Source organism: Desulfolutivibrio sulfodismutans DSM 3696 (assembly GCF_013376455.1).
Lineage (GTDB): Bacteria > Desulfobacterota > Desulfovibrionia > Desulfovibrionales > Desulfovibrionaceae > Desulfolutivibrio > Desulfolutivibrio sulfodismutans.
On the sequence record NZ_CP045504.1, the window covers coordinates 555,756 to 570,880 of the forward strand.

At 65.7% G+C, this 15,125-nt stretch carries 18 protein-coding genes; 17 read left to right on the top strand and 1 reads right to left on the bottom strand.

From position 1 onward, the window contains the following. Nucleotides 1–11 precede the first annotated feature (11 nt). The 3 genes from GD606_RS02645 to GD606_RS02655 are packed head-to-tail and all read left to right on the top strand — an operon-like array spanning nucleotide 12 to nucleotide 1,402. Nucleotides 12–746, top strand: a complete 735-nt coding sequence (locus GD606_RS02645) for a phage tail tube protein (protein WP_163301706.1) — start codon at nucleotides 12–14, stop codon at nucleotides 744–746. A gap of 9 nt (nucleotides 747–755) precedes the next feature. Further along, nucleotides 756–1,121: a hypothetical protein gene (locus tag GD606_RS02650; protein WP_163301705.1), complete on the top strand. Its 366-nt coding sequence runs from the start codon at nucleotides 756–758 to the stop codon at nucleotides 1,119–1,121. Nucleotides 1,122–1,138: 17 nt separating this feature from the next. Then, nucleotides 1,139–1,402 carry a hypothetical protein gene (locus GD606_RS02655; RefSeq protein ID WP_163301704.1) on the top strand — a complete coding sequence of 88 codons (264 nt, stop codon included), beginning with the start codon at nucleotides 1,139–1,141 and terminating at the stop codon, nucleotides 1,400–1,402. A 35-nt stretch (nucleotides 1,403–1,437) separates the two neighbouring features. Here the strand turns inward: GD606_RS02655 and GD606_RS02660 are convergent, their stop codons facing one another. Further along, on the bottom strand, nucleotides 1,438–1,881 hold the full coding sequence (locus tag GD606_RS02660) for a hypothetical protein (protein ID WP_163301703.1): 444 nt from the start codon (nucleotides 1,879–1,881) through the stop codon (nucleotides 1,438–1,440). A 326-nt stretch (nucleotides 1,882–2,207) separates the two neighbouring features. Between GD606_RS02660 and GD606_RS02665 the strand changes: the two genes are divergently transcribed. From GD606_RS02665 to GD606_RS02730, 14 genes are read left to right on the top strand one after another with little or no spacing between them, the layout of a single operon-like run. Then, the gene (locus GD606_RS02665; protein ID WP_163301702.1) at nucleotides 2,208–2,480 is read left to right on the top strand and encodes a hypothetical protein; all 273 of its coding nucleotides are present in this window, start codon (nucleotides 2,208–2,210) and stop codon (nucleotides 2,478–2,480) included. Continuing rightward, nucleotides 2,477–2,740 carry a hypothetical protein gene (locus tag GD606_RS02670; RefSeq protein WP_163301701.1) on the top strand — a complete coding sequence of 88 codons (264 nt, stop codon included), beginning with the start codon at nucleotides 2,477–2,479 and terminating at the stop codon, nucleotides 2,738–2,740. The genes GD606_RS02665 and GD606_RS02670 overlap by 4 nt, the downstream gene beginning before the upstream one ends. Next, nucleotides 2,737–3,513, top strand: coding sequence for a BRO family protein (locus GD606_RS02675; RefSeq protein ID WP_163301700.1), 777 nt, complete (start codon nucleotides 2,737–2,739; stop codon nucleotides 3,511–3,513). The genes GD606_RS02670 and GD606_RS02675 overlap by 4 nt, the downstream gene beginning before the upstream one ends. Before the next feature lie 18 nt (nucleotides 3,514–3,531). Continuing rightward, the gene (locus tag GD606_RS02680; RefSeq protein WP_163301699.1) at nucleotides 3,532–8,439 is read left to right on the top strand and encodes a coiled-coil domain-containing protein; all 4,908 of its coding nucleotides are present in this window, start codon (nucleotides 3,532–3,534) and stop codon (nucleotides 8,437–8,439) included. Continuing rightward, nucleotides 8,436–8,816, top strand: a complete 381-nt coding sequence (locus GD606_RS02685) for a hypothetical protein (RefSeq protein WP_163301698.1) — start codon at nucleotides 8,436–8,438, stop codon at nucleotides 8,814–8,816. The genes GD606_RS02680 and GD606_RS02685 overlap by 4 nt, the downstream gene beginning before the upstream one ends. 2 nt (nucleotides 8,817–8,818) lie before the next feature. After that, complete coding sequence (locus GD606_RS02690; RefSeq protein ID WP_163301697.1) at nucleotides 8,819–9,679, top strand: carboxypeptidase-like regulatory domain-containing protein; 861 nt, start codon at nucleotides 8,819–8,821, stop codon at nucleotides 9,677–9,679. Further along, entirely contained in the window at nucleotides 9,679–10,602 is a 924-nt protein-coding gene (locus GD606_RS02695) for a hypothetical protein (protein WP_163301696.1), read from the top strand. Before GD606_RS02690 ends, GD606_RS02695 begins: the two co-directional genes overlap by 1 nt. Further along, a complete protein-coding gene (locus GD606_RS02700; protein WP_163301695.1) occupies nucleotides 10,592–11,095 on the top strand; it encodes a hypothetical protein in 504 nt (167 codons plus the stop codon). The genes GD606_RS02695 and GD606_RS02700 overlap by 11 nt, the downstream gene beginning before the upstream one ends. 8 nt (nucleotides 11,096–11,103) lie before the next feature. Further along, nucleotides 11,104–12,087 (top strand): hypothetical protein, encoded by a 984-nt coding sequence (locus GD606_RS02705; protein ID WP_163301694.1) that lies wholly within the window; start codon nucleotides 11,104–11,106, stop codon nucleotides 12,085–12,087. Then, the gene (locus GD606_RS02710) at nucleotides 12,087–13,376 is read left to right on the top strand and encodes a hypothetical protein (protein ID WP_163301693.1); all 1,290 of its coding nucleotides are present in this window, start codon (nucleotides 12,087–12,089) and stop codon (nucleotides 13,374–13,376) included. The genes GD606_RS02705 and GD606_RS02710 overlap by 1 nt, the downstream gene beginning before the upstream one ends. Further along, on the top strand, nucleotides 13,373–13,693 hold the full coding sequence (locus GD606_RS02715; RefSeq protein WP_163301692.1) for a hypothetical protein: 321 nt from the start codon (nucleotides 13,373–13,375) through the stop codon (nucleotides 13,691–13,693). Before GD606_RS02710 ends, GD606_RS02715 begins: the two co-directional genes overlap by 4 nt. Beyond that, the gene (locus GD606_RS02720; RefSeq protein WP_163301691.1) at nucleotides 13,690–13,917 is read left to right on the top strand and encodes a hypothetical protein; all 228 of its coding nucleotides are present in this window, start codon (nucleotides 13,690–13,692) and stop codon (nucleotides 13,915–13,917) included. Before GD606_RS02715 ends, GD606_RS02720 begins: the two co-directional genes overlap by 4 nt. A 10-nt stretch (nucleotides 13,918–13,927) precedes the next feature. Further along, nucleotides 13,928–14,290 carry a phage tail fiber protein gene (locus GD606_RS02725; RefSeq protein WP_163301690.1) on the top strand — a complete coding sequence of 121 codons (363 nt, stop codon included), beginning with the start codon at nucleotides 13,928–13,930 and terminating at the stop codon, nucleotides 14,288–14,290. 1 nt (nucleotide 14,291) lies between these two features. Next, nucleotides 14,292–15,119, top strand: coding sequence for a hypothetical protein (locus GD606_RS02730; RefSeq protein WP_163301689.1), 828 nt, complete (start codon nucleotides 14,292–14,294; stop codon nucleotides 15,117–15,119). Nucleotides 15,120–15,125: the final 6 nt, after the last annotated feature.

The following is a 15,125-nucleotide window of genomic DNA, read 5'->3' on the forward strand; positions in this document are numbered from 1 at the left end:
GAGGAGACGCCATGGCTGGTTACGTTGCTTCTGGGATTCTGTACGGAGGAATCATCAATGCCCCGCTGAAAAAATTGGGCAACTGCCGCAAATTCGCCATCACCCCAAACGCGACCATCAAAAAGCGGACATCGAAAATGATCGGCACCTACGGCCAGGTGCTCGATTCGGCCAGCATGGCGGAACCGGCCAAGTTGGTGATCGAGATGGACGAATGGAACACGGACAACCTGCGCGACGCAGCCATGGGCACGGTTATCGAGGCCACCCAGGAGGCGGGCAACGACGTCGAAAAATCGTTCGACCTGACCACCGTGGAGCACGGCGGCTACTACGACCTGGGCAAGCGCCGGGTGTCCGGCGTGTCGGTCACTGTGGCCAGCGTGACCAAAATCGAGGGCACGGACTACGAGCTGGATGCCGAGATCGGGTACATCAAATTCCTGGAGCACATCGGATCGACCGGCAGCGCCGTGGTGACCTTCGACTGCGCCGCCATCGCCGCCGGGGCCATCATCTTGGGCGGCACCGAGTCCACCATCAAGCGTCACTATTTGCTGCGGGCGCACAACGAGGTGGATGGATCGCATTGGGAAATCGAGGTCTGGGAGGCGACCCTGAAGCCGACCAGCGAAACCGACTATCTGGCCGACGATTATTCGGTCCTGGGCTTCGAGGGTGAGATGAACACCCCGACGGGGAAGACCAGCCCCTACGAGACCCGCAGATTCCCGGCCGCCGCGTAAGGAGTCCGCATGCTGCGCAAGGAAAAGGACATTAAGATCAACGGGGAGCGGGTCATGGTCTTTGAACTGGACGTGACCCAGCTCCCGGACGCCATGGTCCTGATGGACGTGCTGGTCAAACATTCGGCCGAGCCGCTGCTGGAGGTAATCCGGTCGGTGTTTACCGAGGCCCGGGACACGGCCATGCGGCTTTTGTCCGGTGCGACGGACCAGGGCGCAGCCGCCTGCGGGTTCGGCGGGGTGGCCCTGGTCCGTGTGGTGGAGGCGTGGCTGGAGGTGAACACCGATTTTTTCGACCTGATGTTCGCCCAGGCCACGCAAAGCCCCGGCGAACACCCCGAAACGGAGGCCGGGACGCCTCCCCCGACCGCTTAAAAAACCTGGCCGAGGCCGTGGACCGCCTGATGGAGCGCGGCCACGGCCCGGCCGTCTACAGCTACGGCTATGGATGGTTTCGGCGCTGCTTGGAAGTGGCGAAAGCGGACGAGAAAATGCGTTGCAAAATGCGACGGAACGAGCGGGCAGCCTGCTTCGTGGACATGCGGATCGCCGCGCACGCGAAAACGGATGATGCGCAGTCGCACCTGCGGGAACTGACAGGGAAGGCACCGGATGGCGTCAAATATCTTGGATATCAAGATCAAGGCGGAGACTGAAGCACGGCGGCGGATCGGATGACACTATGCGACAGCTAGAAACCGGCGGGAAGCTCTTTTTCGACGAGATCGGCGATTGGTGCGGCGCTGTCGAAATCGCCGATTTTCACCAGGGCTTCAAGCATACGGACAGACCTGGACATGTCGTCTTTGCCTTTGCACAGGTGTTCATGCTGCGCATCTATTTCGTTGAATTCTTTTCTGTTTTTGCTCAATTTTTCGTCACTTTGAGGGCTAAAGCCGTATCTCTGCAAGTCTTGTATGACGGCAAGCGCGGCAGCGGACAAGGCAGCTTTCTTTGCGGAAAGATTGAGGCAGTGGTCCACGAGGATAAAATAACGCTTCAAAACACGCTTCGCTTTGACCTCGTTGCTTTCCTGAAAAGAAAGCATGCCGGGATTCTGGGATACGTAAAAAAAAGCGGTGGCGCACACGATGCAGACAATGCCGGTGATCAGAAGGATTTCCAGCCTGCTCATGTCCTGCCCCCTGGGTTGCGGTTTTGCCCGGGACGCTACGAAGCTGGAAAAATCTTTGCAAGAAGTATTTCCGCCATCTTGACATTTTTTTCCTTTTCGGGTTTGGCTGGTGGCCCCAACTACACGTGGCCGTCCGTCGCCACGATCCGGTCCCAAGCCGGGTTGAAGAACGGATGTTTTGTTTTTGTCGCCAAGCACCTTCCTTTGGGAGGGGCAAGCAATTGGCGGCATGACGTCCGGGTGTCCGCGAGGCCCCGGCCGCGTGTAGCGGGGGAACGTCATGCCGCCTTTTTTTGTGCCCAAACCCCAACTACACGAGGTGCCTTGTGAAAATCGACTTTTCCCCCCTTTCCCCGGCCGATGGCAACGGACTGAAAACCGTGGTTCTGTCCCACTTCCTGGAAACCCTTGGCGACGTGCACCGGTATTACATGCGGTTCGAGGCGCGCTCGGCCCGGGTGTGGATTCTGGCCGAATGCCTGGGCTACGCCCTGGCCATCTGCCGGGCGCTTTTGGCCGAACGCGGGGACTGCTTCCTGAACTTGAGCGCGTCCGGCGAGACCTGCCGGGTCGTGGAACCGGAAGGGAGGGCGTCATGAAGCGCGACACCATCCAGGTTCCGGCCGCCACCCTCACGGACGCGGCCTCGGCCGTCGCCGGGCACACCTTCGCCCTGGAGGCCCTGGCCACCATGCTGGATTGCGTGGCCGACACCCGGCCCCAGGACACCCTTGTGGACTGCGCGTTCGGGGCGGGGACCATTTTGCGGAGTCTGGCCCGGGACGTGCGGGGGGTCGGCGACGACCTCCACGGGCTGGCGTATCCAACGGGATTTTCAAAACTGGAGGTGGTGAAGTGAACGCGGTGCAGCCTTTTTACTTCGACGGCCACGAGGTGCGCACGGTCCTGGACGAACGGGGAGAGCCCTGGTTCGTGGCCAAGGACGTGTGCCGGGTGTTGGATTTGGGGAACGTGACCGAGTCCGCGCGTGGATTGGATGAGGACGAAAGAGGTTTCTTCAGAAATCCTGAACAAACCCCCGAGGGCGGAAACCCGAACATGCTCACCATCTCCGAGTCCGGTCTGTACGGCCTGATCTTTCGGAGCCGCAAGCCCGAGGCCCGGGCGTTCCGGAAGTGGGTGACCGGGACGGTGCTCCCGGCCATCCGCAAGACCGGGCGCTTCATGCCCGGCGAATCCGTGGTTGTGGAACTGCCCCGGCGGGTGCGGGCCATGCGCCCCCACATCCGGGTGGCGGTCCTGTCCGGAGCGGTGCAGGCCGCCAAGATGGGCAATCTCGGGTCCGACGACATCTATTTTCATCTCCGCACGCTGTTCGAGATCATCGCTGGCCCGGACCAGATCGAGGAACGCCTTGAAGGGGCGCAACGCGCCGTGCGCTGGGAGCGCCACTTCGAGGACTGGGCCGAGGAATGCATCGAGAAGAGCAAAGGAAGTGTCGTCGGGGCGCAAGACTTATACGAGTCTTTTTTAGGTTACTGCAAAGCACAACTTGGAGTGGAAGGCCCTTCACAACGCCGGTTCGGTTCCTGGCTGGGACAGAGGTTCTACCGGGAAAAGAAACACAACGTGCGCTACTTCGGGTTGCGGTTGCGCGACATAGATGGGTAGCACAAAGGGAGACGGCTGATGGCCTCCAATATCTTGGATATCAAGATCAAGGCGGAGACTGACGAAGCCCAGGCCAAGCTGGAGCACCTGGGACAGGTCATCAAAAAAGGCCTGGCCCAGGAGGGGCTGGCCGCGCTGGAGTCCATGTCCACCCGGGTCGAGCAGGCGTTTGCCGGGATCGAGCTGGAGGGCGTGCGGCGCGTGGGTGCGGTGCAGAAGGCCTTTTCCGAACTGGGCGTGCTGTCCACGGACAAGGTCCGGGCCCAGATCCAGCAGATCATCGCCAGCTACCGGACCCTGTCCGAGTCCGGCGAGGTATCGGCCCGCGACCTGGAGACGGCGCACGCATCCATGGTGGCCAAGATTCAGGCTGTGAGCGCGGCCTACCGCGAGTCCGGAGCGGCCGCCAAGTCCGGCATGACCGAGGCCGGGGCGGCCACCGCCACGGGCATGGCCGAGGCCGAGGCCGCGATCCTGTCCACAGACACGGCTCTGGCCACCCTTGGGGTGCGTTCCGCCGCCCAGGTCAAGGACAAGATCCAGGAGCTGGTTGCGGCCTACCGGGCGCTGCGGGACTCCGGGGAGCTGTCCGGCCGCGACCTGGCCGCCGCGCATGCGGCCATGGTCACCAAGATCCAGGCCGTGAGCGCGGCCTACCGGAGCACGGGCGGCGCGGCCAAGTCCGGGATGGCCGAGGCCGAGGCCGCGACCCGGGCCACGGACAAGGCCCTGGCGTCGCTTGGCGTGCAGTCCGGGGCGCAGGTCAAGGCCCGCATCCAGGAGTTGATCACATCCTACCGGACCCTGCGCGACTCCGGGACCATGTCCACCCGGGATCTGGCTGTCGCCAAAACCGCCCTGACCGCCAAACTCCAGCAACTGGCCCAGGGATATCGCAATGCAGGGCAGCAGCAGCGTGGCCTGTCGTCGGAGATGGGGCGCGCGCCGGGGCTGATCCAGAACGTGGACGCCCGCCTGAAAAACCTGTTGCAGACCTACCTGGGGCTGTACGCAGCCCAAAAGATTTTCACCGGCATCGTCACGGCCTACAAAAATGCCGAGACGGCCAGTTTCAACCTGGAGTCGGCGGTCAAGTCCGCCAGCCGGGAGTTTTCCCAGACCGGCGGCATCGACCGCTGGCGGGCCGCGATTGGGCAGATGCGGCAGGAGTTGGTGATCTATTCCGAGTCCGACCTGACGGCGGCGGCGGCCAAAACGATCAACATGACCAAGCGGCTGGGGCTGTCCGCCGACCAGATGGAGGTGGTCATGCGCCGCACGGCGGACATCGCGGCCGGGAAAATGCCCCTGGCCGACGCCATCGAGCGCGTCACGGCGGCGATCAGAGGTGAGTCCGAGGCCTCGGAAATGCTGGGGCTGACGCTCAACGAATCCCACGTCAAGGAACGATATGAGGAACTGTATCAGGTGCAGGGCCGGGCCTGGTCAAGCCTGACCGAGTTGGAGAAGGCCCAGATACGTTACAACGTGTTGCTGGAGCAGACCCAGGCGGACATCGGCAAGGCGCGGGACAGCGCCAACACCTACGCCGGGGCGCTCAAGTACATCACGTCCGTGCTCGAAGACACGGTGGCCAAGAACGAAAGTCTGGCCGAGGCCATGGTCACGCTTGGCGATTATTTCCGAAACAACGCCAGCGAGGTTGCCGCCCTGGCCACGGCGCTGGTGGAGATAGCCGCCGCTGTGGTCAAGTTCACGGTCGAATACAAAGAGATCGTTGCGCTCGCGGGCGTATCGTACATCGCGGCCAAGGGCATCGCCACCGTCACCACCGCAGTCACCGGGTTGGCAGGCATGGTCAAGCTGATCCAGGGCACCAAGCTGTTGGCCACCCTGGCCTCCTGGTCCAGCGGTTTTGTGGGGCTGGCCGCGTCCATGGCCCGGCTGCCCGCTCTGGGGGCGGCGGTGGGAGCCATTTTTTCGCCTACGGGGCTGCTTATAGGGGGCGTCGCGGCCGCCGGTGTCTCTCTGTATTATTTGATCGACGCCATGATGGAGACGAACGACGCAAGCGAAGAGATGGCGAAAACGCATGCTTTAAACGCGAAAGAGGTGGACGACTTAATAGCAAAATACGGTGGGCTTTCGGAAAGCTTCGCCACCGCGTTCGAAAAACTCATGGCGCAGGAACAGCAGACAGCCATGACGGCGGCGGAATTCAAGGTTCTGTCCGACCGCGTGCGGGATATGGGAGCGGCCCACGCCGAGGCCGAGAAGCTGATCGGCGGGCTGATGGACGCCCAGATCAAGCTGGCCGAGGCCATGGCCCAATCTGATGCCGGGGCCCTGGTGGCTGGGGTGGCCACGGCGCGCAAGAAAAAGGATCTGCTTGTTTCGCTGGCAAACGACACTTTCGCGGCGCAGCAAGAACTTTTGTCCAAGGCCGTTTACGACGAGGCGGCCAAGGGCGAAATCAGCAAGGAAATCGCGAAGTCGCGCAAAGAAGCCTACGTCCGGGCCTGGCAGGAATACCTGGACCGCCTGGGCCAGGACGTGGACAAGGCCATCGCCATTGAGGCCAAATACGCCCAGGAGATCGAGAAGGTCCGGACCAGCGGCGAGGACAAGCTGCGCGAGATCCGGCGCAAGGGGATGACCGAGGCCCAGGCCTACCTGGATCGGCAGAAACAGGCGTCCGACCTGTTGTTTGCGGCGGAAATGGAGCGGGCCAAGGGCACGGCGGACGGGTTTGCCAAGGCCAACGAGCTGGCGGCCAAGGCTATCCCCCTCTACGAAGGGCTGGCCACGGCGAGCAAGGAGAGCGGCGTCTCGCAACAAGAGGCCATTTCCATCGCCGAGGCCGGCGTCCGCCGGGCCCTGGACATCCAGGTGCAATCCCTGGAGGCCCTCAAGACGGCTGGCCAGCAACTGCGCACCGAGATGCAAAGCGGCGTGGCCGACGCCCAGGCGGAGCTGGAAAAGCTCAAATCCTCCAGTAAAATTGATGTGGTGTTTGAGCCGGACACCGCCTTGCTGGACAAGTTGATCGACCGTCTGAACGGCACGACAGCCACCCCCACGGCCACGGTCCAGGCCAACACCACGCGAGTGGATTCGGAACTGGAACGCTTAAACGGCATTCGGACCACCAGCGGACACACCGTCGATCCAAATACGCAGGCGGCCGAGGAGGCCATCGCCGAGCTCAAGCGCCCCACGTCCTCCGAGCACACCATCAATCTGACGGTCAAGGGGTCCGGCGATTTCAAGGTCGTGCCCACCGATTCCGAGGTGGAGGCCTATGCCACGGGCGGCCCGGTTTTCCGGCGGCTCCCGGCGCCGTTCATCCCCGGCGACGGACGCAAAGACGATGTTCCCGCGATGCTCATGCGCGGGGAGTTCGTGGTTCGCAAGGACGCGGTGAAACGCTACGGCGTGGACCTGCTCCACGCGCTGAATTCCGGGCAATTGCCGGTCCCGAAATTCGCGTCCGGCGGATTGGTCGGCGGGCTGGCTGGCGGCATCGCCGATCTGGCCCGGATGCTGCGCCGATCCGTGGGCATCCCGGAGCCGCAGCCCCGGCCGCGCAGCCTGTCGCCGCTTGGGCTGTCGGCCGTGTCGCGATTCGAGGGCATCCACGACGCGGCGGTCACGAAATTCGCGTCCGGCGGCAGCCTGGACGAGGAGCTGGCGGACATCGCCCTGACCCGGGCCAGGACGCAGGAGGATTACGACCTGGCCGTCACCCGGGCGCGCGCCGACGGGGACGAGGATTTGGCCGACAGCCTGGCCGACGAGCAAGAGAAAATTGACGAAATTGCGGAGAAACTCCAGGAGGCGTTGCAGGAACTTCAGTCCGAATACGAGGAGTTGGTGGCCGAGGCCGAGGAGGTCCGGGCCGAGACGCTGGCCGAGCTGTACGAAACTAAACAGGCTTACGACGAGGAGCGGAAAACGAAATTGGAGTCGCTCAAGGCCGCGCTTGCCGAGGCGAAAAAGGGGAGCGGAGAGAACAGTTCCGGCGTGTATCCGATTTTTACGAAATATTCCACTGGGGTACTGACCCGTAGCGTGATGACCTTTGGCCGTACCGCGACGACGCCAGGGGCGAATTCCGGTGCGAAAAAAGCGGTCATGGAGGCCCAGGCCGCGTACGACGCCGAGAAAAACAGCACCGAGCCCAACAAAAAAATGGTCGAGTTTTTGGCCGGGCAGGTCAACGCCGGGACCGAATTCCAGACCGCCGTGAACGCCGCCAAGGCGGCACTCGACGAGTCCAAGGCCGAATCCGAGGCCGAGGCCGCCGCCGACACCTCCGAGGCCCGGGCCGACGGCGAGGCCGAGCGCGCCGACATCCAGAAAAGCCTGGACGAAAAGCTGGCCGACCTGCTGCTGGACTACAACCGGACCATGGAGGATTTGAGCATCCGCGAGGGCCGGGCCAGGGCCAATGCCGACGAGGACAAGCAGTACAGCGTCAGTGGATTTTCCCAGTGGTTGGCCGAGGGCGGGCCGGTGGGCCTGCCGATCCGGCGCATGGAGGCGGCGATAAATCGGATGGCCGCGCGGGTCCGCAGATTTGCCGAGGGCGGCATCGTGCCCCTGGCCGAGGGCGCGCGGCGCGGCGTGGACAGCGTCCCGGCGCTCCTGGCCCCGGATGAGGGCGTGCTCAAGGCGTCGACGATGCACCGGCTCGGGAGCGGGGCGTTCAACGCGCTCAACAGTTGGGACATGGACTTGTTCCTGGACAGCCTGCGCGTGCACCGTTTTGCCGAGGGCGGCGTGGTGCCCGGCGGCGACCTGGCCACGTCCCTGCCCGACACCCCCCGGCGCGCCAGCGGCGAGGAATTTTCCGCCACGATCAATCTCCAGATGGGCGGCCAGACCTTCCCCACCCACACCAGCCGCGACACGATCACGGCCTTTATGCGCGAACTCAAAAAACACGGGGCCAACATCCGATGAGCATCACCCTCTCCGGCCTCACGCTCCCGCCGGATCTGATCTGGTCCAACGAATTCGCCGCCGCGCTGGTCGGCCGCACCAGCCGCCGGACCATCGGCGGCGGGCTGGTCATCCAGGACACCGGCCTGTCCGGCGGCCGCCCGATTGACCTCACCGGAGAGGACGGCTGGTGCCTGCGGCCGGTGGTCGAAACGCTTTTTGCCTGGGCGTCCACGCCGGGCTGGACCGGCACGCTCACCCTACACGACGGCCGGACGTTTGCCGTGCGGTTCCGGTTCGGGGACGAGGCCCCGGTCACGGCCACGATGATCCGCGACGAGGCCGATCCGGACGCCACGACGCTTTACAATCTCAATCTGCGGATGGAGACGGTCTAGCCATGCCCGCCAAGGCGTCGCTACGTCTGGACTTCGGGTCCGATACCTGCCCCGGGGCGCTATTTGAAATGCCCGAGCAGGCCGTGGACCCGGGCGAGCTGATGACGCTGCGCATTTGGGCCGCCACCGAGGCCATGCTCGACGGCTACGAGCTGCGCCAGGGGTTGCAGTCGCTGGGGCTGGGCGAGCGGGTGGACTATCCCGGCCAGGTGACGTGCAAATATTTTGATTGGGCGGGCGAAAATACCGCCCAGCAGTTTACCTTCCCCGTCTCGCGCATCACCCGGGTGACCGCGTTCGCGCCGCTTTTGTGCGTGGTCGGCGACGAGTTGGTCACGGTCGCGCCCCAGGGCCACGACGTGACGGATAAATTCGTCCGCGTCGGTCACTCCTGCCTGGCGCCGATCCTGGGCCAGTTCCCCGGGCCGCTTTACGGCACCACCCACGCCGTGGCCGAGCGGCCGCCCTACGCCCGGGAATGGGCCTGGACCGCGCCCAGCGACCCGACCGGGGCGCAGTGGTTTTTCCTGTACCGGGGTGGCGTGCTCAAGCGCCGGTTTTCGCTGGCCCTGTCCGACGAGCCCGAGGACGCATCCATCAAATATGTGGATTGCAAAATCCGAGTGATCGACGCCGACACCGCCGGGGCCGTGCTCGGGGCGCAGGTCTACATCGAGATCGGCGAGGACTACGTGGATCTGGGCCTGACCGATGACCGCTACGGCTTCGTCAAGGTTTTCAATATCTTGTCCGGTGAATACCGGGTGGTGGTGGAGAAGGACGGCTACGAATCGAACGCCGAGATGATCACCATCACCCCGGACGGCGACGAGGTCCGGGTGCAAATCGAGGTGGCCGCCTGATGCCAGCCAAGGCCTCGCTCACACTCACATTTTCGGCCCGGGCTATGGATTGCGCCGGGGTCAAAATCGACATCCCGTCCGAGTCCGTGGACCCGGGCGAGGTGGTGCGCGTGGTCCTGTGGGGCGGCGCGGCCGACGATCTGGACGGCTACACCCTGCGCCAGGGCGCGCAAAACCTGGGGGCCGGGACCGTCGAGTCGCATCCCGGACAGACCGAGGTCAAGTTTTTCGAGCTGGCCGGGACGTTTGCGCCGCTGAAATTTGACTGGCCGGTGGCCAGCCTGGTGTCCGTGCACGCGCATAGCGGCGTGATGGCAGAGACAGCGGAGGGCATCAGGTGTGTGGCCATGCCCGGCGGCAACTTGCGCCATTTTTTCGGCCGCACCGGCGCGCGCTGCCTGACCTCCACCACGGGCGCGCCCAAGATGTACGGCACGATCCGGGCCGAGGCCACGCGCTCGCCGCACTGCCGGGTCTGGGAATGGACCGTGCCCCAGGTGCCGGACATGGATTTTTCCGGCGACGGCTGCCCGGCGGCGTCGCAGCGCGACGACGGCGACAGCGTGCAATGCTGGTTTTTCCTGTCGCGGTACGGCGTGCTGCAGGAAGAGTTTTCGGTCGAGCTGTCGGCCTACCGGGTCAAGGACAAATTGTGCGGCGCGGCGTCGGACCTCCTGTCGTTTATCTGGGAGCCGAGCCGAAAATGCTCTGGGTGGTACCGGGCCTGCCAGCTCCACGAGCAGGCCCACGCCTCGGACGTGCTCTACGTCCCGGACGACGCCCGGCCCGGCAACGATCTGGCTGGCGGGGCTGCGGCAGGCACCAACGGCGACCAGCAATCCAGCGTCCTGCCCTGGCTGCTGCACGGTGTGACGCCCCAGCAGGACGTGATTGAGTTCACGGGGATGCGCTATGATTGGTGATCCGATATCTTTGACGCAATATCTGCGCGATTCCTCGCCGTCGGTCTACAACCGGACGGAACGCACGGTTTTTTTGGTGCTGGCCTATCCGGACACTGCGGCCGGGCTGTATTTTCGATGCGAGATTTTTGAGTTCAGCACGTTGTCCAGCGCCATGCCGACGCTGGAACTGCTGGCCTATCCCGGCCTGCCGCAGTTTTTTGACGTGCTCACCCGGGCAGAATTGGCCTCGCTGTGCGTCCTGACCTTCCGCATCGCGGCGGACAAAACGGTTAAAATCCGGCGCAACGGGATCGTGCGTTTTGCCAACACGTTTACCGGGGATTTCGACCCGGACGCCAGCTACGGCCGGGAATTCCGCGTCGTGTCCGGGGTCGGCCAGACCGGCGAGACGGCCCAGCTCGGGGAGTGGATCGTGTTCGACACGGCCCTGCCCGACGCCGAGTGCGGCAAAATCGAAAACTACCTGATGCACAAATTCGGCATCGTCTAGGAGGCGTCATGGCCATCGTCAAATCCGAAATCATCCTGCGCAAATCCGCCGTGGTCGGCGACACGGACGCCAACGGCGGCCGCATGTCCAAGACCGCCGTGGTGGACAAAAGCCGCAGCGGCATGTTCCCGCATTTCACCATTTCCGAGCGCACGAGCGGCAAAGGCCGCTACCGAAAATTTTTCTACCACGTCGCCAACAGCGAGAGCCTGCCGCTCCTCGACGCATTTTTGTCCGTGGCCAGGCCGACCCCGGCCGGGGACCGGGTGACGATTTTCGCCGCGACCTGGGACGACACCCAGGCCGACATCCCGGCCAGCCCGGACCACTACGGTGCGGCCTCCCTGACCGCCACCACGGCCGCAGGCGCGTCCAGCCTCGTCGTCACCCTGGAAAATTCGGCCCAGGTCATTTTCCGCCAGGGCGAGCAAATCCGCATCTGGGACGGCGAGGACGTGGAGGACAACCAATCCGGCGAGATTTTTACGGCGGACACGGTGAGCAAGGACGGGGCGTCCGTGACCATCGGCCTGTCCGGGACGCTGTCCAAAGAGTTCGCGGCCGGGTCGCCGGTCTGCTCGCTTTTGGCCTGCGGCGACGTGGAGGCCCTGGCCTCGGTTGCCGCCCCGGAAACCGAGTACGGCGAATTCGACGACACCGCCGTGACCCTGGATTCCATCGGCACGATTGCCCAGGTCGTGACCCTGACGTTTTCGTCCGCCACGGCGTTTGCCGCCACGTCCGACGTGCTGGGCTCGCTCGGCACGGGAAATATCGCAGCCTCGTGCGCGCCGATCAACCCCGACTACGCCCGGCCGTACCTGACCGTGCCCACGTCGGCCTGGTCCGGCTCCTGGGAGGCCGGGGACACGGTCACAATCACCACCACCCCGGCGGCCGTGCCGTTTTGGGCCGAGCTGATTTGCCCGGCCGGGGCTAGCGGCGACACGAATGATGCCGTGACCGTCCGGATTGAGGGGGGCACCGCGTAATGGGCACGGTCGCGCGTGAGATCACGGCCCGGCACTCGCTGATTGCCGAGGTGGCCGGGGAGGTCACGGCCGTCCACGCGGTCATCGCCCAGGCCGTGGCCCGGGAGATCACAGCCCGGCACGAGATCGGCGGCACCAACCCCGTGGCCTGCGAGGTCACGACCGGCTACGCCCTGACCGTGGCCGACAGCCTGGCCGTGACCTGCGCCGTGGTGCTCAACCCAAAATCCGACGCGCCCCGTGCCCTGGACCCGGTGGCCGTGTCTATTTTTGCCGACAGCGCGTCGTACTGCTGGTCGCTCACCCTGACCCTGCGCGACCTGGCCGACTGGCGGCGGTGCGCGCCCGGGAGTCCGGTCGAGGTGACGGTGGACGGGCAGGCCTGGGCGTTTGTGCTGGAGTCCCGCAGCCGCGACCGCAGTTTCGGCAGCACAGGCTATACCGCCGCCGGGCGCTCGCCGACCATCGCCCTAGACGCGCCCCTGGCCACGGCGGTCACCAAAACCTGGGGCCGGATCACGGCCCTGGCCGCCGCGCAGGAGCTGTGCGACGCGGCCGGGGTGGGGCTGTCCTGGGAGGTCTGCAGCTGGACACTCCCGGCCGGGCGGCTCACGGCGGACGAGCAGTCGCCGATTGAGATTTTGTCGGCCCTGGCCGCAGCCTGCGGGGCCGTGCTGCAATCGACCCCGGCCGGGGATTTGCGCGTGGTCTACGCCTATCCCGTGCCGGTCACCGAGATGGCCGAGGCCGAGCCCGCGCTCACCCTGTCCGACGTGGATCACATTTTTACGGCCAGCGAGTCCTACGAATACCGCGAGGGCTACGACGCGGTTGTCGTTACCGACGCCGCGTCCGACTCCGGGGACGGTTCGATCCAGATCAGCGTGGACACCGACCGCACGGGCAAATCCAGTTTCGCCCCGGGCGACACGGTTTTTTTACGGGTCACGGCGTCCGTGCCGTACACCCTGCGCGCTACATCCGGCATCCTGGCCCTGGTCGAGGCCGGGGTGGTCGAGACGCCCGAGGCCGAGACGATTGATTTTGCGCAAGAGGAGACGGCCGGGGCGGACAAATCCGTGAGCACGGTGGAGGACTACGAGTGGCACGGGCTGGCCCCGGGCGCGATTGTGCCGGACGGCGCGGGCGGCATGAAACTGGCGGCCGGGGCCGGGTTCGGGGTGGCGACCGTGGAATACACCACGAAATATGATTTGTGGCAGTACACACCGGGCGATCTGGGCGAGGCGTTTCCGGCCCTGATCCTGGCCGAGGAGATCACGTCATGAGGATTTTGGTGGTGCGCGGGGCCGGATCGAATCCCGCCCCGGACGAGCAGGTCAACGACTTGGCCACCAGCCAGGCCGCCGGTACGCAACTCGGGCGCAATTTTTTGGACGACCGGGGCACGCCAAAAAGGATCTACGAGATCGAGGCCGCGCACGCGGGCCCGGCCATCCTCCCGGGCGACGTGGTGGAGGTCGAGGACGGCGACCTGGGCGAGAAATTCCGGGGCCGGGTCACGGCCGTGGGCATCGATCTGGCCCTGGATGACGCCGGGGGCCTGACCCTGACGCAACGCTACACCGTGGAGCGCAGCCTGTGAGCAACCCGCTGGCCGATCTGCGGACCCTGACCGCCACGACCCAACGCCGCCGGGTGGGGGTGGTTTCGCGCGTGCTGGCCGGGTCGATTGAGGTGCTGGCCGGGGGTGTGGTGCGGGCCGTGCGCGGGACCGGGGTGGCCGTGGGGGACGCGGTGCTGATCGAGGGCGACCGGCTGATTTCGCGGGTAGCCAATGAGGCCACCACGGTGGTCAAAACAAAATAGGGAGGGAGTCATGGGAGTCCTGACGACGAGCGGCAAAAACGCCGCACTGGATGGGCTGGGGAGCACCTTTTACGCCGCGCTGCACAGCGGCGCGCCCGGCGCGGCCGGGGCGGACAATGAGTTGACGGGCGGCACCCCGGCCTACGCCCGCAAGGCGATCACGCTGGGCGCGGCCTCGGGCGGCGCGCGTGCCGCCACGACCCAGCCGGAATTCGACGTGCCGCCGTCCACGACGGTGAGCCACGCCAGCCTGTGGACGGCCGCGACCGGCGGGACATGCCTGGCCACCGACGACGTGACCAGCGAGGCTTTTGCGGCCCAGGGTACGTACACCCTGACCGCGTTCACCCTGGCCCTGACGGACCCGGCGTAGCATGAGCGCCTGGGCCGCCAGCCCAACGGCATGGACGGGCGAGTCCTCGGCATGGACCGGGGTGCAGGTCGCGTCCGGCGACGCCCAGGCGTCCGCCGTGGCCACGGTCACGGCCACCGGGCGGAAAGGCGCGGAAGCTGCTGCGGCGGTCGCGGCTACGGCCCAGGCGTCCGGGGTCGGTCGCAAATCCGCGTCCGGCCCAGCGTCGGCCATGGCCACGGCCCAGGCTACGGCCGCAGGATTTCGGGGGGCGCGCGGCGGGGCGCAGGTTTCGGCGGTCGCCACGGTTCTGGCGAGCGGGGGCCGGGACGCCCGGGGCACGGCGGAAATTGCCGCTGCGGCCACGGCCACGGCGGCCGGTGTTAAGGCCGCGTCCGGCGGTGCGGCCGTTTTGGCCCTGGTCGGGGCGCTGGCGTCGGGCCGCAAAAATGCCCACGGCGGGGCGTTGGTCCAGGCCGAGGCGTCCGTGGTCGCGGCCGGATCGGCCGGTGAGCAGCCCGGGCAGGGAGCGGTCGAGGTGCGGTCCGTGGCTGGATGCGAGGCCACGGGCCGTAAAAATGCCACCGGGCAGGCAGCGGTTTCGGCGGTGGGCACGGCCACGGCCACGGGCGTGGGGCCGACCGGCCTGATCCGGGAGTGGATCACGCTGCAATCCCCGGCCACGCTGTCGCGGCGGCTGGAGTCTGCGTCCGGACAGGCCGTGGACCTGGAATCCCCGGCGACGCTGGCGCGGACGCTGTCCGGCCCGGCATCCCTGGCCGTGGCGCTCGAGGCCCCGGCACATCTGACCAAGCGCCTGCGGTCCCCGGTGGACCTGCGGGCCGCGTGAGGGCGA